Below are 23346 nucleotides of genomic sequence, written 5' to 3'. Positions count from 1 at the left end.
GGGGGTGAGTAATGGTATTACCACCTATAGGTTACCACTTTGCGGCATAACATTAGTGAAGTTGTTAAAATGTGCTGGCTTTCATGATTTCGGTCAATGTCCGTATGGACAGCTAGTGAATACTTTGTTACTTTATCGTCACGTTTTTGAAATTGGTATTACCAATTGACTCAGCGCCACTCGCAGAGACGAATTCACTCAATACGGCTTACAGCGCGACTCACATAAATTATGGCCTACAACAAAATACGCCAACCCAAATTATCAGATGTTATCGAGCAGCAGCTTGAGTACCTGATCTTGGAAGGGACACTACGTCCGGGCGAGAAATTACCGCCTGAGCGCGAGCTGGCGAAGCAATTTGATGTTTCCCGACCTTCTTTGAGAGAAGCCATTCAGCGACTCGAGGCCAAAGGCCTTCTGCTGCGTCGTCAAGGGGGCGGTACTTTCGTCCAGACGAACCTGTGGCAAAGCTTTAGTGACCCGCTGGCAGAATTGCTGGCCGACCATCCTGAATCACAATTCGATTTGCTGGAAACACGTCATGCCCTCGAAGGTATTGCCGCCTATTACGCGGCTTTACGCGGTACTGATGAAGATCTGCAATGTATTCGTGAATGTCATACTGCGATTCAACAGGCGCAAGACAGCGGTGATTTAGACGCTGAAGCCGATGCAGTTATGCAGTATCAGGTGGCTGTTACAGAAGCGGCTCATAATGTGGTGTTGTTACATTTACTGCGTTGCATGGGGCCGATGTTAGAACAGAATGTTAAACAGAACTTCGAATTGCTTTACTCGCGCCGCGAAATGCTGGCAACGGTAAGCAGTCACCGCGCCGGGATATTCGAGGCGATTGTGGCCCGCGAGCCGGAAAAAGCGCGCGAAGCCTCACACCGCCACTTGGCGTTTATTGAGGAAATTTTGCTGGATCTTAGTCGTGAGAACAGTCGCCGTGAGCGATCGCTCCGACGCCTCCAGCAACGCAAGGATTAAGGGCTTCTCCCCGTCGGGATGGGTTCTAAGTGCTTATTTTGAGCACTAAAAGCGGCAACTAAACTGATGAGCCTATCTTCCGGTGCTTTCACCAGGGCGCGTGTTTTAACCTGGTTTAATCACTCTGGTTAAAACACAGGAAGATAGGCTCCAAATAAACCATTAGAGACAGATAAGGAATACCACCATGTCAGAACGTTTAATTAATGACGTGGATCCGATCGAAACCCGTGACTGGCTACAGGCGATTGAATCGGTTATCCGTGAAGAAGGTGTTGAGCGCGCTCAGTATCTGATTGATCAGGTTTTGGGCGAAGCCCGTAAAGGCGGCGTGAGCGTGGCTGCGGGTTCTGAAAACCGCAACTATGTTAACTCCATCGCAGTAGAAGACGAACCAGCCTACCCTGGCAACCTGGATCTGGAGCGTCGTATTCGCTCTGCAATCCGTTGGAACGCCGTGATGACCGTGCTGCGCGCGTCTAAAAAAGATCTGGATCTGGGCGGCCACATGGCTTCCTTCCAGTCTTCTGCAACCTTCTACGAAGTTTGCTTCAACCACTTCTTCCGTGCGCGTAACCCAAAAGACGGCGGCGATCTGGTTTACTTCCAGGGTCATATCTCCCCAGGCGTTTACGCTCGTGCCTTCCTTGAGGGTCGACTGACCCAAGAACAGATGGACAACTTCCGTCAAGAGGTTCACGGCAAAGGTCTGTCTTCTTACCCGCATCCTAAACTGATGCCTGAATTCTGGCAGTTCCCGACCGTTTCTATGGGTCTGGGTCCAATTAGCGCCATTTATCAAGCTAAGTTCCTGAAATATCTGTCTCACCGTGGTTTGAAAGATACCTCAGCACAAACCGTTTACGCCTTCTTGGGTGATGGCGAGATGGATGAGCCGGAATCCAAAGGTGCGATCACCATCGCTACCCGTGAGAAGCTGGACAACTTAGTCTTCGTTATCAACTGTAACTTGCAGCGCCTTGATGGCCCAGTTACTGGTAACGGCAAAATCATCAACGAACTGGAAGGCATCTTTAGCGGTGCGGGCTGGCAGGTACTGAAAGTTATCTGGGGCGGTCGTTGGGATGAGCTGCTGCGTAAAGATACCAGCGGTAAACTGATTCAGCTGATGAACGAAACGCTGGATGGTGACTACCAGACTTTCAAATCCAAAGACGGTGCCTATGTCCGTGAACACTTCTTCGGCCGTTTCCCAGAAACAGCTGCATTAGTGAAAGACATGACCGACGACGAGATCTGGGCGCTGAACCGTGGCGGTCACGATCCGAAGAAAGTCTTTGCAGCACTGAAAAAAGCGCAAGATACCAAAGGCAAACCAACTGTCATCCTGGCTCATACCATTAAAGGTTACGGCATGGGTGAAACTGCTGAAGGTAAGAACATCGCTCACCAGGTGAAGAAAATGAACATGGACGGTGTTCGTCACTTCCGTGATCGTTTCAATGTGCCAGTTGCTGATTCAGAAATCGAAAAACTGCCATACATCACCTTCGAGAAAGATTCCGAAGAGTACAAGTATCTGCATGAACGTCGTCAGGCGCTGGAAGGCTACGTGCCAAGCCGTTTGCCTAACTTCACCCAGAAACTGGAAATGCCAGCTCTGGAAGATTTCAGCTCCTTGCTGGAAGAGCAGAACAAAGAAATTTCTACCACTATCGCTTTCGTTCGTGCCTTGAACGTGATGCTGAAGAACAAATCGATCAAAGATCGTATTGTTCCAATCATCGCTGATGAAGCACGTACATTCGGTATGGAAGGTCTGTTCCGTCAGATCGGTATTTACAGCCCTAACGGTCAGCAGTATACCCCGCAAGACCGCGAGCAGGTTGCATACTACAAAGAAGACGAGAAAGGTCAGATCCTGCAAGAAGGTATCAATGAACTGGGCGCCGCTTCTTCATGGTTGGCCGCAGCGACTTCTTACAGCACCAACGATCTGCCAATGATTCCGTTCTACATCTACTACTCCATGTTCGGTTTCCAACGTATTGGCGATCTGTGCTGGGCAGCGGGTGACCAACAGGCCCGTGGCTTCCTGATCGGCGGTACTTCAGGTCGTACGACTCTGAATGGTGAAGGTTTGCAGCACGAAGATGGTCACAGCCATATTCAGTCACTGACTATCCCTAACTGTATTTCTTACGATCCGGCTTATGCTTATGAAGTAGCCGTTATCATGCATGACGGTCTGGTACGTATGTACGGCGACGCTCAGGAAAATGTTTACTACTACCTGACTACGCTGAACGAAAACTACCATATGCCAGCTATGCCACAGGGCGCAGAAGAAGGTATCCGTAAAGGTATCTACAAACTGGAAACTCTGGCCGGTGAGAAAGGCAAGGTTCAGTTGATGGGTTCAGGCTCTATCCTGCGTCACGTTCGCGAAGCTGCACAGATTCTGTCTGAACAGTATGGCGTTGGTTCTGATGTGTACAGCGTAACTTCCTTCACCGAACTGGCTCGTGATGGCCAGGACTGTGAGCGTTGGAACATGCTGCACCCAACCGAAACTCCACGCGTACCTTACGTAGCTCAGGTAATGAACGAAGCGCCAGCGGTTGCTTCTACTGACTACATGAAGCTGTTCGCTGAACAGATTCGTAACTTTATTCCTGCCAGCGAGTTCCGCGTACTGGGTACAGATGGTTTCGGCCGTTCTGACAGCCGCGAGAACCTGCGTCACCACTTCGAAGTTGATTCTTCTTATGTTGTGGTTGCAGCACTGGGTGAATTGGCTAAACGCGGTGACATCGACACCAGCGTAGTTGCAGAAGCAATTACTAAGTTTGGTATCGACGCCGATAAAGTTAACCCGCGTCTGGCATAAGAGGTAAAGAACAAATGTCTATCGAAATCAATGTACCAGACATCGGTGCAGATGAAGTTGAAGTCACCGAAATTATGGTGAAAGTCGGCGATACCGTTGAAGTTGAACAGTCGCTGATCGCTGTAGAAGGTGATAAAGCCTCTATGGAAGTTCCATCACCTCAAGCGGGTGTGGTGAAAGAAATCAAAGTTGCGGTTGGCGATAAAGTCGAAACCGGCAAACTGATCATGGTCTTCGAATCAGCGGCAGGTGCCTCACCGGCACCGGCTAAAGCAGAAGAGAAAGCGGCTGCACCTGCGGCTAGCGCAGCGAAAGATGTTGCGGTACCGGATATCGGTTCTGACGAAGTTGAAGTCACCGAGATCATGGTTAAGGTTGGCGACAGCGTTGAAGCTGAACAGTCTCTGATTACCGTAGAAGGCGACAAAGCCTCTATGGAAGTTCCGGCTCCGTTCGCTGGCATCGTGAAAGAAATCAAAATTAGCACCGGCGATAAAGTGAGCACCGGATCTCTGATCATGGTCTTCGAAGTTGCAGGTGCTGCGGCACCGGCAGCAGCGGCACCTGCTCCTGCAGGTGCTCCGGCTACGCCAGCGGCTTCCGCGGCTAAAAACGTTGAAGTTCCTGACATCGGCGGTGATGAAGTTGAAGTCACCGAAGTGATGGTGAAAGTGGGCGACAAAGTTGCCGCTGAACAATCCCTGATCACCGTTGAAGGTGACAAAGCTTCAATGGAAGTTCCTGCTCCATTCGCTGGCACCGTGAAAGAAATTAAAATCAGCACCGGCGACAAAGTGAAAACCGGCTCTCTGATCATGGTCTTCGAAGTTGAAGGCGCAGCGCCTGCGGCAGCTCCGGCTCCACAAGCAGCGGCACCTGCGGCAGCGGCTCCGGCCAAAGCGGCAGCGCCAGCAGCTAAAGCGGAAAGCAAAGGCGAATTCGCTGAGAATGCAGCTTACGTACACGCCACTCCGGTTGTGCGTCGTTTGGCTCGTGAATTCGGCGTTAACCTAGCGAAAGTGAAAGGAACGGGCCGTAAAGGTCGTATCCTGCGCGAAGACGTTCAGGCATACGTGAAAGATGCGGTGAAACGTGCTGAAGCTGCTCCGACAGCCGCGGCTGGCGGCGGTCTGCCAGGCATGCTGCCTTGGCCGAAAGTTGACTTCAGCAAGTTCGGTGAAATCGAAGAAGTGGAATTGGGTCGTATTCAGAAAATCTCTGGTGCTAACCTGAGCCGCAACTGGGTCATGATTCCTCATGTTACTCAATTCGACGAAGCGGATATCACTGACGTTGAAGCATTCCGTAAGCAACAAAACGTGGAAGCTGAGAAGAAGAAACAGGATCTGAAAATCACCCCGCTGGTGTTCTTGATGAAGGCCGCTGCTAAAGCATTGGAAGAGTTCCCACGCTTTAACAGCTCTATTTCTGAAGACGGTCAGAAACTGACTCTGAAGAAATACATCAACATTGGTGTGGCTGTTGATACGCCAAACGGTTTGGTTGTTCCGGTCTTCCGTGATGTTAACAAGAAGGGCATCGTTGAGTTGTCTCGCGAGCTGTCTGTTATCTCTAAGAAAGCACGTGACGGCAAACTGACCGCATCCGATATGCAGGGCGGCTGTTTCACCATTTCCAGTCTGGGCGGCATCGGCGGAACGGCGTTTACGCCAATCGTCAACGCACCAGAAGTGGCTATCCTGGGTGTGTCTAAATCATCCATGAAACCCGTTTGGAATGGTAAAGAGTTCGCTCCGCGTCTGATGTTGCCTCTGTCTCTGTCCTTCGATCACCGCGTGATTGATGGGGCGGCAGGTGCGCGCTTCGCAGCTTACATTGCCACCATTATGGCTGATATTCGCCGTCTGGTTATGTAATAGCTTAGGCCGGCCTAGCGCCGGCCTTATTATTACTTAGCTTAGGGTTATATCACTGATAGTTATGAACCGACCTTGTTTTGCTCGTTACATTAGTAGACAAGGTTGTTGAGACACTCGTCACGCGATGCGGCTTTTCAGCCTATTAACAATTCTGTAAACTGCTCGCAGTGTAAGCGTCCCGGTGGATGAAGGGCGTTATGAACTTTATTAGCCTAATAAATGACGTCTGACCCGCCGGACAAACAATTAAGAGGTCATGATGAGTACTGAAATTAAAACTCAGGTCGTGGTACTTGGGGCGGGCCCAGCAGGATATTCTGCTGCTTTTCGTTGTGCGGACTTAGGTCTGGAAACCATTCTGGTTGAGCGTTACTCCACTCTGGGTGGCGTTTGCCTGAACGTGGGTTGTATCCCATCAAAAGCATTGCTGCATGTTGCAAAAGTGATCGAAGAAGCCAAGGCGCTGGCTGAGCACGGCATTGTTTTTGGCGAGCCTAAGACTGACATTGATAAAGTTCGTGTCTGGAAAGACAAAGTTATCACTCAGTTGACCGGTGGTTTGGCTGGTATGGCTAAAGGCCGTAAAGTCAAAGTAGTTAACGGTTTCGGTAAATTTACCGGCGCGAATACTCTGGTTGTTGAAGGCGAAAATGGTCCAACTACCATCACCTTTGATAATGCCATTATCGCTGCGGGTTCTCGTCCGATCCAACTGCCTTTCATTCCTCATGAAGATCCACGCGTGTGGGATTCAACGGATGCACTGGCACTGAAATCTGTCCCAGAACGTCTGTTGGTCATGGGCGGCGGTATCATCGGTCTGGAAATGGGTACCGTTTACCATGCTCTGGGTTCGAAAATTGATGTGGTAGAAATGTTCGATCAGGTGATTCCAGCGGCTGATAAAGACGTAGTGAAAGTCTTCACTAAGCGTATCAGCAAGCAGTTCAACCTGATGCTGGAAACTAAAGTTACAGCAGTAGAAGCCAAAGAAGACGGCATCTATGTAACGATGGAAGGCAAAAAAGCGCCAGCAGAGCCACAGCGTTACGATGCCGTTCTGGTTGCGATTGGCCGTGTACCTAACGGTAAACTGCTGGATGCGGGTCAGGCTGGCGTAGAAGTTGACGAGCGTGGTTTCATCAACGTCGACAAACAGTTACGTACCAATGTACCGCACATCTTTGCAATCGGTGACATCGTGGGTCAGCCAATGCTGGCACATAAAGGTGTTCATGAAGGCCACGTTGCTGCTGAAGTTATCGCCGGTATGAAGCACTACTTCGATCCGAAAGTGATCCCATCCATTGCGTACACTGAACCAGAAGTCGCATGGGTTGGTTTGACCGAGAAAGAAGCAAAAGAGAAAGGCATCAGCTACGAAACCTCCACCTTCCCGTGGGCGGCATCTGGCCGTGCTATCGCTTCAGATTGCGCAGACGGTATGACCAAACTGATCTTCGACAAAGAAACTCACCGTATCATTGGTGGCGCTATTGTCGGTACTAACGGTGGGGAACTGTTAGGGGAAATCGGTCTGGCAATTGAGATGGGTTGTGATGCAGAAGATCTGGCATTGACTATCCATGCTCACCCGACGTTGCACGAATCTGTTGGTTTGGCTGCTGAGATTTACGAAGGTAGCATTACCGACCTGCCTAACCCTAAAGCGAAAAAGAAATAATTTCTGATTGCTGATGTGTTAGTTAAAGCGGCTCCTAATTCAGGGGCCGTTTTTTATTGGGGCAAAGGGGAAAATGTGTCAATGAACTGAATCAGTTCACCTGCGCTACCGGTGGCAATGGTTCATCGGTAAGGGCCAGCATGTCGACCTTGAAGGTTGAGCCTTCTGCCGATTCTTCTACACTGGTGACAAGGAAACGGCTTTTAGGCAAGAAGATACGTTCCTCTCCTGGTTCGTCGAGTAATTCGCTGATATCAGTACTGTTGGTACGTTCAAGAAAATATCTTATGGTGTATCTGACGTTGATTTTTCCCTCTTCCAGCTCTTGGCTAGTGAATGGGTCGATAAGATCCTCATCAGCGGTAGTGCTCAAGAATGTATCTATTTGGATGGTTTCTTCAGGTATAACTTTAGATAAGAAGTCAGCGCGATCTCTGACTTCCCCTCGGTAAACTTCGCTAACGCTGCTCTCTTCTTCGGAAATAATATAGCCGTTCTCACGTAATGAGACATTAATATCAGAGTGGTTATCTAATGCTGTGTAGGCTTCTGTTATTTCAGTTTCTAATTCATTATTAGTGGTTCCATTTCTCATGGCATTATTTATGGTCACGAATCTTTCTTCTTGAAAGTTTCTAATGGCAAAGTATTCTCGGAAGCTTATTTTTTTATGTGCAGAGATTGAATTATAGCGTTGAATTTCATCGTCAATATTTAGGTCGCATTCATCTAATCTCGTTTTTCCATATATCACTTCAAGCTCTTCTTTTATTGTCGGAGTTTCATTAGGCGTTATCGGTGCCATTTGGTCAATTCTATTCTTGTCCACCATAATATTACCTTCAACATCATAATAGGCATCTGTCGAAGTAGAAGAGCCGTAAGAGGATGAAGACGCCGGGTGGGCTGATGAAGAGCTACTGCTATCCGATGGTTTTATTTTGGCTATTTTAGGTGGGGGATCATCACCTAAAGTTGGTGGATTGGTATCACCGAACAGGAACCCGACCTTGCCATTTACCCTCTGTAGTCGACTCGATATTTTGGGTTTAGGTTTCGATGTTGTGGGTAATAGCGGGGTTCGCTCTGTATTGACCCCGATGCGCGAGCTTGGCCTGGTAGCAATATTCACTCTGGGCTTTGCTGCCGTAGTCGCTCCTGGCTTGGCAGCAAGACTGACTTTAAATCCTCTGGGCTGCGGGGTTGGCCCCATACTTAATACGCCAAGACCGACTTCAAGCGCGATTTCCGCGCCGGTTCTGGGAGGTGTTTTCCCCTGATCTTTTGGGACGGTTTTACAAGGAACTCCGCGTTCCCATTTACAATGGCGTGACTGAAAGCTGGACCAGCTTTCGTTATTCGATTGCCATTTAGGTTGAGCTTCTCGTCCATGGGAAATATTGAATGATAATGTTGTGAATAACAAAGTTGAAAATGTTATGGTTAATCTCATATTCACTCCTTATTTGTTTAAATGAGAATACCTTCAGAATATAAAATTAAATATTATAAATACGGCTTGTGGTTTTAAATTGGAGGTTTGCGGTTTCAAAATTAGCATTGAATTGTAAGTTTGAACTTGTGAGGTAAGTGGATTTGACTTTATATAATGAGTATTACGTATGACAATTAATTAACTGTTTAATACTATATTAGTTAAGGATGGAAATTAGTTAAGGATAGAAACCTTCACGAATTTGCCGCGGAGTGATATTAAATGTGCGTCGCAGTGCGGTCGCAAAGTTTGCGGAGCTGGTATATCCGGCAATGGCAGCGGCCTGATCGATACTGACACCTTCTTTTTTTAAGGCCAGCATGGCGCGCTTCAATCGGCAATGGCGCAAATATTCAAATACTGTCACGTTATAGTTCTCCCGGAAACGGCGTTGTAGCGTGCTTGGGCTCATATTAATTGACTGAGCCAGTTCCTGTAGTGAAAGTTGGTCGGCCTCGCCGCTTTCCAGCCAGTCACGTAACTGTTGAATCCGATTCAGGCCGCGCAGAGATATTTTGTTTTGCTGTTGGCTTGATTGTTCCAGTGAGCTGAATGCCTCAATAATCAGACCAATACACTGGCTTTCACAGCGTAACCGCTCCAGTGGCGTGCCGTAGGGGGGCGCACTGGCTATTTGTTGGGCGATTGAAAGTGCCTGTACAGATGGTTGCCATAAATGAATTGCCAGATGTTGCTGAGTGAAGTCGTACAGTTTTTCCCATCCTCCTTCCTGCGGTAGCAAATCCCCATATAGCCATTCGCGGTCAAAGGTCAGCGTTAAAGTGCGTTCATGACCATTCTTCTTTCCATGCCGGGTAAATAACGTGTTCTCAACGAGAGAAATCAGAGAGGAAGGTCCTTTCTCATGTAGCTCTAATGGTTTGCCTCCAAAGGATATATGCGCGCTGCCGCTCACTACGATAGCCAGTTTGAGTGAAGGGGGTAGACAGTTCTGCGTTTTGATGTCGTAAAGATTAGTGACATTCGCCGTATGCAGAATTAAATGGGGGTTGAGGCGCAGCACCTGAAAATCACCAAATAGCACCGGGTCGGTGGCAGAGGACTTCCCTCCGCTCAGGCGATAGTCGCTGGCGACCAAATTGGACTGTTGCACAATTTGCTCTGGATAGATTGGTTTAGAAGAAGGCGAAACCTTGCGCACAGTATTTTTTTTCATCGCCGACAAGATGACCCCCCTTGAGTATGGTCTCCATACTTTTACCCGATGACATTGACGCTGCGGCAAAGAGCTTTGCCGTTTTCACAAACCTTTTTCCTGTAGCGCAATGTAACAATTAGCGCACTGAATGGGTAATGAAAATAATTATCAATCTTGTTTGTTTTGTTGGCTCGTTAATCAGTCGACGGGGACGCTCTCCGTCGCAATGCGTTGCGGGCGCCTGCACTAGGGAAATTATTTATAATGATGAATGTCAAATGGCAGCGGCGCTACCTGACGACCATGATCGGCCTGTGTCTCTCCACACCGTTGTGGGTGCAAGCTCAAAATAATATCAAAACCGGTACGGATACCGCGTCAACCGAACAGCCGGAATCCACATCTACATCGAAAAAAACCAATGCGCTAACCAGTGGCGACACTTTGGTGGTAACGGCAGAGCAGCAGGTACGACAGGCGCTAGGCGCTTCGGTTATCACGGCGGAAGATATACGCAAACGGCCACCGGCCAATGATTTATCCGAAATCATCCGAACTATGCCGGGGGTGAATCTTTCTGGTAATTCCGCTAGCGGTCAGCGCGGCAATAACCGCCAAATCGATATTCGCGGTATGGGGCCGGAAAATACCCTGATTATGATCGACGGCATTCCCGTTTCCAGTCGCAATGCGGTACGTTACGGCTGGCGCGGCGAGCGTGATACTCGCGGTGATACCAATTGGGTTCCCGCCAATATGGTGGAGAAAATCGAAGTGTTGCGTGGCCCTGCGGCAGCTCGCTATGGCAATGGTGCCGCTGGGGGCGTGGTGAATATCATCACTAAGCAGCCGGACAAACAGCGACAAGGTAGCTGGAATGCCTATATGAATGTGCCGCAGCACAGTAAGGAAGGGGCGACCCGTCGCACTGACTTTAGCCTGATGGGACCACTGAGTGATACGCTCAGCTTCCGTTTATACGGCAGATACAATAAAACCGATGCCGATGAATGGGATATCAACGCAGGTCATGAATCATTGCGTACGGGCAATCAGGTTGGGACTTTACCTGCCGGACGCGAAGGCGTACGTAATAAAGATATCAGTGGCTTACTGCGCTGGGATTTCAGTCCCGGTCAGTCTCTGGAATTCCAAGCAGGCTATAGCCGCCAGGGAAATATTTACGCCGGTGATACGCAAAATACCAACAGTAACGCCATTGTGCGCAGCTTGTATGGTGCTGAAACTAACCGCATGTATCGCGAGAGTTTCTCGGCAACTCACCGCGGATTCTGGGATAGCGGCATGAGCACGACGTCCTATCTTCAATATGAAGAAACCCGAAATTCGCGGCTGGGTGAAGGTCTGGCTGGCGGTACTGAAGGTATTTTCTCAAACCGCGATTTTAATACCATCACACTGGATAACTACGTCGCGCACAGCGAAGTTAATTTGCCCTTCGAGTGGGGGATAAATCAGATAGTGACCATTGGGGCGGAGTGGAACGATCAGAAAATGCACGATCCTGCCTCCAATACTCAAACCACGATTGAAGGCGGTAGCGTAGGTGGTTTGAATGATTCCGGGCGCAATACGCGCACATCGGCGCAAATTGCTTCTCTGTTTGTGGAAGATAATATCGAGCTGACGGAAACGACAATGTTGACTCCGGCAGTGCGTTACGATCATCACAGTAAAGCTGGGAGCAACTGGAGTCCGGGTGTGAACCTTTCTCAGGAGCTGGGCGATAATGTTACGCTAAAAATGGGGATTGCCCGTGCTTACAAAGCGCCAAATCTGTATCAAACCAACCCGGACTATCTGCTATATAGCCGTGGGCAAGGCTGTTACGGTGGCGGCGGGAGTTGCTATTTGATGGGGAACGAGTCTCTGTCGGCGGAAACCAGCGTAAATAAAGAGATCGGTCTGGAATTCCATCAGGATGGGCTGATTGCCGGTGTCACTTACTTCCGTAACGATTATCGTAATAAGATTGAGCCGGGTTTGGTATCAATAGGTCATGCCAGCGGTGGGACAGGTGCCTATGTGGATTCAGATATTTTCCAATGGGAAAACGTGCCTAAAGCCTTGGTGGAAGGGCTGGAAGGCAGCCTGGCGGTTCCGGTTACTGATGATGTGCTGTGGAGCAGTAACCTGACCTACATGCTGAAATCGGAGAACAAAACCACCGGGGATTATCTTTCCATCACGCCAGAGTTCACGCTGAATAGCTCTCTGAGTTGGCAGGCGACGGATGATTTATCGTTGATGACCCATGTGGTGTGGTACGGTCGCCAAAAACCGAAGAAATTCGACTATCAGGGAAATCCAGTTACAGGTACAGCGACCAGAGAACTCAGTCCTTACGCGGTATTTGGTTTGAGCGGCAGCTATACGCTGACTAAGAATGTCAGTGTCACTACTGGGATTGAAAACCTGTTTGATAAACGCCAGTTCCGTGCGGGTAACGCGCAGAGTGTGGCGGGCATTGAAGGCGCCGGAGCCGCAACTTATAACGAACCGGGACGCACTTTCTTCCTTAGCCTGAATACGCAGTTCTAATCGTTAAGTTTAGTGAATAAAATCGATAGCCCGTAGCGATACGGGCCGTTGTTGATAACAAATATCAGTGCAATCAATCACCTTTTGCCCCCCAGTGACAGCTTCAAAGTAAAGCTACCACTCGAGTGAAACAGCAAATGGTTTGGGCTATCCAACGCCCGCCACCTGATTTTTTAACCATAAAAATTGACCGTTATCGGATTGACCTTATTTTCTGCTCCCTACGCAAACCCTTACTCCTATCAGCCTGATCCGCAATACATAACCCGCACGGAGAGATAGTATCCATTGCAAGAATATGGTTATTATGTTGCGGAGTATTTATCACCGAAACCACTTGGTTAGCCACGAATTGATATCCCAAACAAATTTTTCAGGTGATTACACTGTGCTCAACGATTCAGCAAAAATTTAATGTTGCTTTTATGTGAACGAATTAACAACCAGTTCAAATCCTGATATGCTGGCTGCGCAGAACCGGGCACTTACCCTACAACTTTAGGCATCGATTTCGGTGACCGGAGAGAACGGTTAGCCAGGCAAAATAAATGATAATGAAAGCGAGGAGAATGTCGTGCTAGAAGAATACCGTAAGCACGTAGCCGAGCGTGCCGCTGAGGGGATCGTCCCGAAGCCATTGGATGCATCTCAAATGGCCGCGCTGGTTGAAGCATTAAAGAATCCGCCTGCGGGCGAAGAAGAATTCCTGTTAGACCTGCTGATCAACCGCGTTCCACCTGGCGTTGATGAAGCAGCCTACGTAAAGGCCGGTTTCTTGGCCGCCATCGCTAAAGGCGACGCTACCTCTCCACTGATTACTCCTGAAAAAGCCGTCGAGTTGCTCGGTACTATGCAGGGCGGATATAACATCCATCCTCTGATTGATGCGCTGGATAACGAAAAGCTGGCACCTATCGCAGCTAAAGCCTTATCTCACACGTTGCTGATGTTCGATAACTTCTATGACGTGGAAGAAAAAGCCAAATCCGGCAACCCGCATGCCAAACAAATCATGCAGTCTTGGGCCGATGCGGAATGGTATCTGTCTCGCCCGGCGCTGGCGGACAAAATCACCGTTACGGTATTTAAAGTGACCGGTGAAACCAACACCGATGATTTGTCTCCGGCACCTGATGCTTGGTCGCGCCCAGATATTCCATTGCACGCACTGGCTATGCTGAAAAATGCTCGCGAAGGCATTTACCCCGATCAGCCGGGCAGCGTTGGCCCGATTAAACAAATCGAAGAGCTGAATAAGAAAGGTTTCCCGCTGGCTTACGTCGGTGATGTTGTGGGTACCGGTTCTTCCCGTAAATCTGCCACTAACTCAGTGCTGTGGTTTATGGGTGACGACATTCCTTACGTGCCGAATAAGCGCGGTGGTGGTGTGGTTTTAGGTGGCAAAATTGCGCCTATCTTCTTTAACACTATGGAAGATGCCGGGGCATTACCGATCGAAGTTGACGTTGCCAAACTGAATATGGGCGACGTGATTGATATCTTCCCGTATTTGGGTGAGGTGCGTCGCCATGATACCGGTGAAGTGCTGGCGACTTTTGAACTGAAAACCGATGTTTTGCTGGATGAAGTTCGCGCCGGTGGGCGTATTCCTCTGATCGTCGGCCGAGGTTTGACCACTAAGGCACGGGAAGCCTTGGGGTTGCCACCGAGCGAAATTTTCCGTCAGGCCAAGCCGGTTGCCAAAAGCAATAAAGGCTTCTCTCTGGCACAGAAAATGGTCGGTCGCGCCTGTGGCGTTGACGGTGTGCGCCCGGGCGAATACTGCGAACCTAAAATGACCTCCGTGGGCTCTCAGGATACAACCGGGCCTATGACGCGCGACGAGCTGAAAGATCTGGCGTGTCTGGGTTTCTCCGCTGATTTGGTGATGCAGTCATTCTGTCATACCGCCGCTTATCCTAAGCCGGTTGACGTGACCACTCACCATACGTTGCCTGATTTCATCATGAACCGCGGTGGGGTTTCCCTGCGTCCCGGTGACGGTATCATTCACTCATGGCTGAACCGTATGCTGTTGCCGGATACCGTCGGTACCGGCGGTGACTCCCATACCCGTTTCCCTATCGGGATTTCCTTCCCTGCTGGCTCGGGTCTGGTGGCGTTTGCTGCGGCGACTGGCGTTATGCCGCTGGATATGCCGGAATCGGTGCTGGTGCGCTTTAAAGGCAAAATGCAGCCGGGTATCACTCTGCGTGATTTGGTACATGCCATTCCCTATTATGCCATTCAGGAAGGCTTGCTGACCGTTGAGAAGAAAGGAAAGAAAAATATCTTCTCTGGCCGGATCTTGGAAATCGAAGGTTTGCCTGAGCTGAAAGTGGAGCAGGCGTTTGAACTGGCTGATGCTTCCGCCGAACGTTCCGCCGCCGGTTGTACCATTAAGCTGGATAAAGCGCCGATCGAAGAATATCTGCAATCCAATGTGGTATTGCTGAAGTGGATGATTGCCGAAGGCTATGGCGATCGCCGTACTCTGGAACGCCGCATTACTGGCATGGAAAACTGGCTGGCTAACCCGAATCTGTTAGAAGGGGATGCCGACGCAGAATATGCTGCAGTGATCGAAATTGATTTGGCCGAGATCACTCAGCCTATTCTGTGTGCGCCAAACGATCCGGACGATGCTCGCCTGTTGTCTGACGTAGCAAACAGCAAGATCGACGAAGTCTTTATCGGTTCATGTATGACCAACATCGGGCATTTCCGCGCTGCCGGTAAGCTGCTGGATCAACATAAAGGTCAGCTACCGACTCGCCTGTGGGTCGCACCACCAACCAAAATGGATGCCGCTCAGCTAACGGAAGAAGGCTATTACAGCATCTTTGGTAAGAGTGGGGCGCGCGTTGAAATTCCGGGCTGTTCACTGTGTATGGGTAACCAGGCGCGCGTGGCCGACGGGGCAACGGTAGTATCTACCTCGACCCGTAACTTCCCGAACCGTTTGGGTACCGGTGCCGATGTGTATCTGGCTTCAGCTGAATTGGCGGCTATCGCTGCGTTGTTAGGCCGTCTACCTACGCCGGACGAATACCAGACTTATATGGCTCAGGTTGATAAGACCGCGGTTGATACTTATCGTTATCTTAATTTCGATAAGTTAAATGAATATACAGAGAAAGCTGACGGCGTCATTTTCCAGACTGCACTGTAAGATATTTTTTGTATTAACCATGAGTTATTACTAATAATTAGAAGGGGGCCGATGGCCTCCTTTTTATTGCCTTGTATTCCGTGCTACGGGCGATTTCCTATGTGATTTCTGAGTATTACTCGCGATAGAACATTCTGGATTTTGTTTCTGCCAGAGTGGGTAAGCGGCGTTTGATTCTCTATTTATCACCCATTCTCCCCGTTAAATACCCTGCCTAAACATTAGACTGTCTTTATTATCCACTGCGATAGGCTACGCTTTCAAAGCAGCCAGCGGCTGTAAGCAGGCGTTTATCCTTTTTTTTCACAGCGGAAATAACCTAATGACGACACAGACCTCCGATTCATATTCGATAAAAAATCATAATAGGATGGCAGGTAAGCGTGTACTTATTACTGGTGGTACATCGGGTATAGGTTTGGCGGCGGCAGAGCTGATGTTGCAGCAGGGCGCTCAGGTTGCGATTACGGGGATTACACCGGAAAGCCTGGAGAATGCCTGTAAAACTCTACCTGCTGCCAGAATTTATGCCAGTGAATCCGGTAGTATTCAGGAACAGAAGAGATTGGCTGAAAAAATTAAACAGGATTTTGGTCAGTTAGATGCCTTGGTACTGAATGCGGGAATGGGGATTTGGCATTCACTGGAAGATTGGACCGAAGCTGATTTTGATCGGCAGATGTCAGTGAATTTTAAAGGGCCATTCTTCTTACTACAGGCCCTAAGACCCTTGTTGAGCAACCCAGCCTCGGTGGTGATAACCACTTCTATTGCCGCTCATCGTGGTTTGCTTGGTGCGCCTATTTACGGTGCTTCCAAGGCGGCGCTGCTGGCGGTAATGCGTGGTTTAACCACGGAATTAGCCGCCGATGGCATCAGAATTAACGCGATTTCACCCGGCCCGGTGAATACGCCAATTTTGTATAAACAGGGCATGGATGGGGATAAATTCCACGAGCAGTTTACGCCGCTGCTCCCAGTGCAACGTTTCGCTGAAGCCATAGAAATTGCTCAGGCTATTCTGTTTCTAGCGTCTGATGAATCCAGTTATTTGTACGGAAGTGATATCGTGGTCGACGGCGGCTTGATGGCAACATTCCCCGGCTAAATACTCCGGCTTATACAGCTAAGTGTGATGCAACCCTTTCAAACTGCGGTTTAAGTCGCTATATTTCGCATCTAATACGCGGGGGGCCAAGGGTCTCCCGTTTTTATTGGGTGTCATCGCAAGATGTTGCATAACTTTGCGAGCTTGGACTTAGTTAGCCCGCCAATAATGTTTAAACTGATAGTAAGAGCAACAGGAGGGCGTGCTATGGACTATGAATTTTTGCGTGATCTAACGGGGCAGGTAATCGTCAGATTCTCCATGGGGCATGAAGTGATCGGCCACTGGCTCAATGAAGAAATTAAAGGTGACTTGACTAAACTCGATGAGATCGAAACCGCGGCGGCTCAGGTTGCCGGTAGTGAACGCCAATGGCAGCAGGTAGGCCATGAATACACTTTGTGGCTGGACGGTGAAGAGGTGATGGTTCGGGCTAACCAACTTGATTTTGAAGGCGATGAAATTGAAGAAGGTATGAACTATTACGATGAGGAAAGCCTCTGCATGTGCGGATTAGAGGATTTCCTCGCCGTGTTAAAAGGCTATCGAGCCTTTATTCTGAAATATTGATTTTTATTTCGCTCTTGGTGAGGCTGGCGCTCGGCTGGCAGACCAACACAAAAGCGAACCGGCTATCACCATTCCGACGCCCGGTAGAAACGCGGCTGACGGTGGCGTACTGAGCCATAAACTGGCAATCAGTACTGACAGCAAAGGCGTAAAATATGAAAGGGCTGCGACCAACGTGGCGTTGCCCTTCTTCATGGCGCTATCCCAGCATTGGTAGGCCAGCGCAGTACTGCAGCCCATCATCAACAGCTCCATGACTGCCTGCGGTGTAAAATGAAGTGGCCCCGGAGTCAGGGTAAAAAACAGTAGCCACAGGCACAGCGCACAGGCCAGAAGAAACAGCGGCAGTACACCGCGGCCACGGCTATAAATGCGCACCAGATTGGAATAAATTGCCCAAGCAAAGGCGGCGAGCAGCGCTAAGCTATAAGCTAGCGGGTTATGGTTGATATTTTCTGCCAAGATACTGATATCCAGACCATTTCCACCGCTGACAACCCAAATGACGCCGAATAAAGCAATTGCAGCCCCTAACCATAGCCACCAGCGGGTGCGTAACCGTAGTAGTACGACGGCGAAAAGCAGCGTGAGGCTGGGCCACAGATAGTTGATCAGGCCAATTTCCAGCGTCTGTTGGCGATCGCTCGCCATTCCGATGGCAATGGCAAAAGCAACCATATAAATAACGAATAATAACCCGCATCCCCATAAGTAGGCCGGATGCTGGCCGCGAATCTGCGGCTTACCGCCCACCAGCCAGACCAGTATTCCGCTGACGCTATAGATTGCCGCTCCGGCACCAAAGGGGCCTAAGGTTTCGGCTAACCCACGAGTGAGTGCGACGCTCATGCTCCAAAGTAAAATAGCAACAATGCCTAATAATGTGGCGGTACGTTCCATGTGGGTAGACTCGACGTCGGCGATGAAATATCAGCCAGCCAGAGTACGACATTCGTGCAGGAAAAAATGGGATGATGGGTTGATTTATCGTTGTTTTATCGGAAAGAAAGCGTGGCGAGGATAAAAACACACAGGCAGGAAGACCTGCCTGTGAGTCATTGCACGTCGATCATACTTCCGGAACGTTGCGTCCGTAGTAGATTTCCTGCATTTCTTTGTACAGTAAACGAGTGATGGTTTCTCTTTCTTCATCGCTCAGTTGTTCTGGTTTGGCGTTAAACAGATAGTGCTTCAGATCGAAATCTTTCAGCATCATCTTGGTATGGAACATATTTTCCTGGTAAACGTTCACATCCATCATGTGGTACAGCGACTTCATATCATCTGACATAAAGTTCTGGATCGAATTGATCTCATGATCGATGAAGTGTTTCACGCCTTTAACGTCGCGGGTAAAGCCGCGTACCCGATAATCCATAGTTACGATATCAGATTCAAGCTGGTGGATCAGATAGTTCAGCGCTTTCAGCGGTGAAATAACGCCACAGGTAGAAACTTCGATATCGGCACGGAAAGTACATAGCCCGCCTTCAGGATGGCTTTCAGGATAGGTATGCACACAAATGTGGCTCTTATCCAAATGAGCAACCACGGAGTTAGGCAGCGGGCCGGGATGTTCTGATGTATCGACATCACGAGGATCGATTGGCTCTTCGCTGACTAAGATAGTGACACTGGCACCCTGGGGATCGTAATCCTGACGAGCGATATTTAAAATATTCGCGCCGATGATCGAGCAGGTTTCGCTCAAGATCTCGGTCAAGCGGTTGGCATTGTATTGTTCGTCAATGTAGGCGATATAGCCATCGCGGTCATCTGCGGTCTTGGCATAACAAATATCGTAAATACAAAAACTCAGGCTCTTGGTCAGATTGTTGAAGCCGTGCAGTTTAAGCTTGTGCAATTTAGTTCACCCCCTTACGGATTAATACTCAACGTTTTGTGGAAAGTGCATTCAGCAGATACTGTGGCAGGGCAAAGCTACCGACGTGAATTGCTGGATTATAATAACGACAGGTCAGGCCTGCTTGTTCAAACCGGGCTTGCAGCGTAGCGAGATCTAACTGACGCAGCGCCGGGTTTTGCGTAGCCCAAGCAAAGGTCATGATACCGCCGTAATATGTCGGAATTGCTGCCTGATAGAAACTGACATCGCCGAAATAGTTGCTGAGTTTTTTATGGCTATCGACGGCTTCATCCTGCTGGAGGAAACACACGCCGTTTTGCGCGACGAAAATACCGCCTTCGTTCAGACTACGGGCGCAACCTTCGTAGAAGGCAGAGGTGAACAGGCTTTCGCCTGGGCCGATTGGGTCGGTGCAGTCAGAGATAATGACATCAAACTTTTCGGTGGTCTGATTAACGAAGTTAACGCCGTCGTCGATCACCAGTTTGAAGCGCGGATCGTCATAGGCTCCGGCATTGTGGTTCGGCAGATACTGGCGGCAGAATTCTACGACGCCGGCATCGATTTCCACCATAGTGATTTGTTCAACGGTGCTGTGGCGGCTGACTTCACGCAGCATGGCACCGTCGCCGCCGCCGATGATCAATACTTTCTTCGCCTGCCCGTGAGCCAGCAGCGGAACGTGGGTCATCATTTCGTGATAGATAAATTCATCACGCTCAGTCGTTTGCACTACGCCATCCAGCGCCATGACGCGGCCTAAAACCGGGTTCTCGAAGATCACCAGATCCTGGTGCTCGGTTTTCTCGCGGTACAGAATATTCTCTACAGAGAAATACTGGCCGAAATTGGCATGGAGCGTTTCATACCAAAGCTCTTTCTGGGACATGTTAGGGCTCTCCTCCGCGGTAACAGCCATGAAAAATGGGCGCAACATCATAGCCAACTCTGCCCGAGGTTGCACGGTTGAATTTCAGACAGAGGCTATTAGGCGAGTTATTAGTTGGCGTAGGCCAATAAACTCAGTGAATCGCGTGCTAGGAATTTGCATTTGGTGGGAGCCGGAATGGCGATGCCGCGCAAATCGCGATAGCTCTCTTCACCCAGGCCTTTCATATTGAAGCTATTATAGTTACGTAAATCCCAACGATTCTGCTGGGCAAAATATACAATCGCCCGCTTAATTTCCGTATTAGGTAGTTCGTTGTAGCCGCAATCATTCTTCAGATAAATGAAAACCGCAGTGAGATCGGCAAGATCTTCTGCTTCGGATTCGGTTAAAGCTTGGCTGGCAGATGAAAATCCACACAGAGCGAGCAGCAGCACGACTAACTTTGTTCTTTTCATGGCGGAAATTTGCTTATTTAATTGTCAATAAACGTTAACACATTTGGACAGTCCCACACTAAATTTTCTTATATAACCTTGGCGTTAACGCTCAGACTGAGCAATTGCCTCTTGACCTTACCGCAAGGGGAGGGTTTAGGCTCTTCACTAATTATGTACTCTGCTGCAGTTTCTGCACTGATTAATCATTTTGAGGGGACGACCATGTTGCGCCGTGATTTCATCAAATTGACGGCGGCTCTTGGAGCCGCCACGTCTCTGCCTCTCTGGAGCCGAGCGGCTTTTGCTGCTGAACGCCCTAGCTTGCCGATTCCTCCGTTGCTACAACCTGATGCAAGCGGCAAAATCCAATTGCAACTGCAAACCGGTAGCATGGTCTGGGTTCCTGGTAAAACGACTCAAACCTGGGGAATTAACGGCGGATTTCTCGGCCCGGCGATTCGTTTACAGCGTGGTAAACCTGTCACTGTAAGTGTGAAAAATACCTTGCCGGAAGCGACCACTGTACACTGGCACGGATTGGAAATCCCTGGGGAAGTAGACGGCGGGCCGCAGGCATTGATTGAGGCGGGCGCGACGCGAGAAGTGACCTTTACCGTCGACCAACCGGCGGCGACCTGCTGGTTCCATCCGCATACCCACAATAAAACCGGCTATCAGGTAGCGATGGGATTGGGTGGTCTGGTACTGATCGACGATGACGAAAGCAGCAAATTATCCTTGCCCAAGCAGTGGGGCGTCGATGATATTCCGGTTATTTTACAGGACAAATTGCTGGATAAAGACGGACAGATTGATTACCAGCTAGACGTGATGACCGCAGCCGTAGGCTGGTTTGGCGATCACATGCTGACTAACGGCGCACGTTTCCCGCAGCAGATTACGCAGCGCGGTTGGGTGCGCTTGAGGGTACTGAACGGCTGTAACGCGCGATCGCTCAATCTGGCGTTGAGCGATGGGCGGCCAATGTATGTGATTGCCAGCGACGGTGGCTTCTTGTCGGAACCGGTGGCGGTTAAAGAACTGCCGATTCTGATGGGAGAACGCTTCGAAATTCTGGTTGATACCGCCGATGGTAAGAGTGTGGATTTAGTTACTCTGCCGGTTAAGCAAATGGGTATGACGTTGGCGCCGTTTGATCAACCGCTGCCGGTATTACGTTTGCAACCGTCGTTGGCCGCCGGTAGCAACAAAGTGCTGCCGGATCAACTGGTAGCATTGCCTGCGCTGGCTTCGCTTGATGGGTTGAAGGAGCGGTGGTTACAGCTGATGATGAATCCTCAGCTCGATATGCTCGGAATGCAGGCATTGATGACTCGCTACGGGCATCAGGCAATGGCTGGCATGAGCATGGATCAGCACGGCGGCATGGCGATGATGGCCGAAAGCGGTAAAAACAGCGGTGGCTCAATGGGCGGCATGGATCACGGTGCTATGGGGCATGGCAACATGGCCGGAATGGGGCACGGGGCGCAAAAGGCTGAGAGCTTCGATTTCAGCCATGCCAACATGATCAATGGTAAGGCATTTTCCATGACCGAAGCGGCGTTTGATGCCAAACAGGGGCAATACGAGAAATGGACCATCTCAGGTGAAGGGGACATGATGCTGCATCCGTTCCATATTCACGGCACTCAATTCCGTATCTTAACGGAAAATGGTCAGCCACCGGCGGTACATCGTCGCGGTTGGAAGGATACGGTTCGGGTTGAAGGTGCGCGTAGCGAAGTTTTGGTTCGGTTTAACCATTTAGCGACCGCCAGCCAACCTTATATGGCCCACTGCCATCTGTTGGAACACGAAGATACCGGGATGATGTTGGGCTTTACCGTCAGCGCTTAACCCGATTCCCCGGACCACTCGCGTCCGGGGCTCTTTAGCTTCATAATCAGCTATCTGCCATTTCCTTCACATTCCCTTATTGCGCACGCGTCGCAACTACTTTCCCGCTATGCTAAACTCAGCGGCTTTCTTCAGGCAACCGACGTTAAAAACTTATGAAACACACCGTAGAAGTAATGATTTCCGAGCAGGAAGTAAAAGCCCGTATCGCCGAGTTAGGCAGTCAAATCACCGAGCATTACCGCGACAGCGGCAGCGAAATGGTTCTGGTCGGCTTGCTGCGCGGTTCTTTCATGTTTATGGCGGATTTGTGCCGCACTATCAATGTTTCTCATGAAGTCGATTTCATGACGGCCTCCAGCTACGGCAGCGGTATGACCTCAACCCGCGATGTAAAAATCCTGAAAGATCTGGATGAAGATATTCGCGGTAAAGACGTGCTGATCGTCGAAGACATCATCGATTCCGGTAATACCCTGAGTAAAGTGCGTGAAATTCTGCAGCTGCGTGGACCAAAATCTCTGGCAATCTGCACCTTGCTGGATAAACCAGAGCGCCGTGAAGTTGAAGTTCCGGTTGAGTGGGTTGGTTTCAAGATTCCAGACGAGTTCGTTGTCGGTTATGGTATTGATTATGCACAGCGTTATCGTCATTTGCCGTATGTAGGCAAGGTGGTCATGCTCGACGAGTAATCGTGGTCGGCTACTGCGCGTTCGCACTTTAAGGTTGGGCAGTGCTCGCTATCCTCATGGATAGAAAGTCCATTCCGGTAGCTGTGCGCTTGCCGCCCTTAAGTTGCTTTCGCTCGCTACG

General features: G+C 49.6%; 16 protein-coding genes. 10 read left to right on the top strand and 6 right to left on the bottom strand.

Features of this window, described 5'->3' with window-relative positions; all coding sequences use genetic code 11:
* The first annotated feature begins 231 nt into the window (after positions 1–231).
* The 4 genes from pdhR to lpdA all read left to right on the top strand — a co-directional run bounded on the left by pdhR (position 232) and on the right by lpdA (position 7411).
* Entirely contained in the window at positions 232–996 is a 765-nt protein-coding gene (gene pdhR / locus AD970_RS11090; protein ID WP_049598752.1) for a pyruvate dehydrogenase complex transcriptional repressor PdhR, read from the top strand.
* Between the two features lie 187 nt (positions 997–1183).
* The gene (aceE, locus tag AD970_RS11085; protein ID WP_049598750.1) at positions 1184–3847 is read left to right on the top strand and encodes a pyruvate dehydrogenase (acetyl-transferring), homodimeric type; all 2664 of its coding nucleotides are present in this window, start codon (positions 1184–1186) and stop codon (positions 3845–3847) included.
* A 14-nt stretch (positions 3848–3861) separates the two neighbouring features.
* Positions 3862–5724, top strand: a complete 1863-nt coding sequence (aceF, locus tag AD970_RS11080; protein WP_049598748.1) for a pyruvate dehydrogenase complex dihydrolipoyllysine-residue acetyltransferase — start codon at positions 3862–3864, stop codon at positions 5722–5724.
* 262 nt (positions 5725–5986) lie between these two features.
* Positions 5987–7411 carry a dihydrolipoyl dehydrogenase gene (lpdA, locus tag AD970_RS11075; RefSeq protein WP_049598745.1) on the top strand — a complete coding sequence of 475 codons (1425 nt, stop codon included), beginning with the start codon at positions 5987–5989 and terminating at the stop codon, positions 7409–7411.
* A gap of 91 nt (positions 7412–7502) precedes the next feature.
* Here lpdA and AD970_RS11070 read toward each other — a convergent pair whose 3' ends face one another.
* Both AD970_RS11070 and AD970_RS11065 read right to left on the bottom strand, forming a co-directional pair.
* The gene (locus tag AD970_RS11070; RefSeq protein WP_049598744.1) at positions 7503–8864 is read right to left on the bottom strand and encodes a hypothetical protein; all 1362 of its coding nucleotides are present in this window, start codon (positions 8862–8864) and stop codon (positions 7503–7505) included.
* Positions 8865–9084: 220 nt separating this feature from the next.
* Entirely contained in the window at positions 9085–10092 is a 1008-nt protein-coding gene (locus AD970_RS11065) for a helix-turn-helix domain-containing protein (RefSeq protein WP_049598742.1), read from the bottom strand.
* A gap of 240 nt (positions 10093–10332) precedes the next feature.
* On the opposite strand from AD970_RS11065, the gene AD970_RS11060 reads away from it, so the two are divergent.
* The 4 genes from AD970_RS11060 to yacL all read left to right on the top strand — a co-directional run bounded on the left by AD970_RS11060 (position 10333) and on the right by yacL (position 17477).
* Positions 10333–12627 (top strand): TonB-dependent siderophore receptor, encoded by a 2295-nt coding sequence (locus AD970_RS11060; protein ID WP_049599098.1) that lies wholly within the window; start codon positions 10333–10335, stop codon positions 12625–12627.
* Positions 12628–13201: 574 nt separating this feature from the next.
* Positions 13202–15799 carry a bifunctional aconitate hydratase 2/2-methylisocitrate dehydratase gene (gene acnB, locus AD970_RS11055; protein WP_049598740.1) on the top strand — a complete coding sequence of 866 codons (2598 nt, stop codon included), beginning with the start codon at positions 13202–13204 and terminating at the stop codon, positions 15797–15799.
* 370 nt (positions 15800–16169) lie between these two features.
* Positions 16170–16907, top strand: coding sequence for an SDR family oxidoreductase (locus AD970_RS11050; RefSeq protein WP_209429075.1), 738 nt, complete (start codon positions 16170–16172; stop codon positions 16905–16907).
* Positions 16908–17114: 207 nt separating this feature from the next.
* Positions 17115–17477, top strand: coding sequence for a protein YacL (yacL, locus tag AD970_RS11045; protein ID WP_049598736.1), 363 nt, complete (start codon positions 17115–17117; stop codon positions 17475–17477).
* Positions 17478–17480: 3 nt separating this feature from the next.
* On the opposite strand, the gene yddG is transcribed toward yacL, so the two are convergent.
* The 4 genes from yddG to AD970_RS11025 all read right to left on the bottom strand — a co-directional run bounded on the left by yddG (position 17481) and on the right by AD970_RS11025 (position 20691).
* Positions 17481–18377 (bottom strand): aromatic amino acid DMT transporter YddG, encoded by an 897-nt coding sequence (gene yddG / locus AD970_RS11040; RefSeq protein ID WP_049598734.1) that lies wholly within the window; start codon positions 18375–18377, stop codon positions 17481–17483.
* A gap of 169 nt (positions 18378–18546) precedes the next feature.
* Positions 18547–19341, bottom strand: coding sequence for an adenosylmethionine decarboxylase (gene speD, locus AD970_RS11035; protein WP_049598732.1), 795 nt, complete (start codon positions 19339–19341; stop codon positions 18547–18549).
* Between the two features lie 28 nt (positions 19342–19369).
* On the bottom strand, positions 19370–20233 hold the full coding sequence (gene speE / locus AD970_RS11030) for a polyamine aminopropyltransferase (protein WP_049598730.1): 864 nt from the start codon (positions 20231–20233) through the stop codon (positions 19370–19372).
* Between the two features lie 110 nt (positions 20234–20343).
* Entirely contained in the window at positions 20344–20691 is a 348-nt protein-coding gene (locus AD970_RS11025; RefSeq protein WP_049598729.1) for a YacC family pilotin-like protein, read from the bottom strand.
* Between the two features lie 204 nt (positions 20692–20895).
* Here AD970_RS11025 and cueO point away from each other — a divergent pair, with 204 nt between their 5' ends.
* Together cueO and hpt are read left to right on the top strand one after the other, a co-directional pair.
* Positions 20896–22533 (top strand): multicopper oxidase CueO, encoded by a 1638-nt coding sequence (cueO, locus tag AD970_RS11020; protein ID WP_049599096.1) that lies wholly within the window; start codon positions 20896–20898, stop codon positions 22531–22533.
* A 155-nt stretch (positions 22534–22688) separates the two neighbouring features.
* Entirely contained in the window at positions 22689–23225 is a 537-nt protein-coding gene (hpt, locus tag AD970_RS11015) for a hypoxanthine phosphoribosyltransferase (protein ID WP_049598727.1), read from the top strand.
* Positions 23226–23346 lie beyond the last annotated feature (121 nt).

Origin of the sequence: Yersinia nurmii (genome assembly GCF_001112925.1) — a bacterium.
Taxonomy (GTDB): domain Bacteria; phylum Pseudomonadota; class Gammaproteobacteria; order Enterobacterales; family Enterobacteriaceae; genus Yersinia; species Yersinia nurmii.
Note: the sequence above shows the minus strand (reverse complement) of the source record. Positions and strands in the feature narration are given on the sequence as shown.

What these genes read in the sequence shown, in the direction of transcription:
- pdhR (WP_049598752.1), top strand. Translation starts at nt 232, where the DNA reads ATGGCCTACAACAAAATACGCCAACCCAAATTATCAGATGTTATCGAG.
- aceE (WP_049598750.1), top strand. Translation starts at nt 1,184, where the DNA reads ATGTCAGAACGTTTAATTAATGACGTGGATCCGATCGAAACCCGTGAC.
- aceF (WP_049598748.1), top strand. Translation starts at nt 3,862, where the DNA reads ATGTCTATCGAAATCAATGTACCAGACATCGGTGCAGATGAAGTTGAA.
- lpdA (WP_049598745.1), top strand. Translation starts at nt 5,987, where the DNA reads ATGAGTACTGAAATTAAAACTCAGGTCGTGGTACTTGGGGCGGGCCCA.
- AD970_RS11070 (WP_049598744.1), bottom strand. Translation starts at nt 8,864, where the DNA reads ATGAGATTAACCATAACATTTTCAACTTTGTTATTCACAACATTATCA.
- AD970_RS11060 (WP_049599098.1), top strand. Translation starts at nt 10,333, where the DNA reads ATGAATGTCAAATGGCAGCGGCGCTACCTGACGACCATGATCGGCCTG.
- AD970_RS11050 (WP_209429075.1), top strand. Translation starts at nt 16,170, where the DNA reads ATGGCAGGTAAGCGTGTACTTATTACTGGTGGTACATCGGGTATAGGT.
- yacL (WP_049598736.1), top strand. Translation starts at nt 17,115, where the DNA reads ATGGACTATGAATTTTTGCGTGATCTAACGGGGCAGGTAATCGTCAGA.
- yddG (WP_049598734.1), bottom strand. Translation starts at nt 18,377, where the DNA reads ATGGAACGTACCGCCACATTATTAGGCATTGTTGCTATTTTACTTTGG.
- speE (WP_049598730.1), bottom strand. Translation starts at nt 20,233, where the DNA reads ATGTCCCAGAAAGAGCTTTGGTATGAAACGCTCCATGCCAATTTCGGC.
- AD970_RS11025 (WP_049598729.1), bottom strand. Translation starts at nt 20,691, where the DNA reads ATGAAAAGAACAAAGTTAGTCGTGCTGCTGCTCGCTCTGTGTGGATTT.
- cueO (WP_049599096.1), top strand. Translation starts at nt 20,896, where the DNA reads ATGTTGCGCCGTGATTTCATCAAATTGACGGCGGCTCTTGGAGCCGCC.
- hpt (WP_049598727.1), top strand. Translation starts at nt 22,689, where the DNA reads ATGAAACACACCGTAGAAGTAATGATTTCCGAGCAGGAAGTAAAAGCC.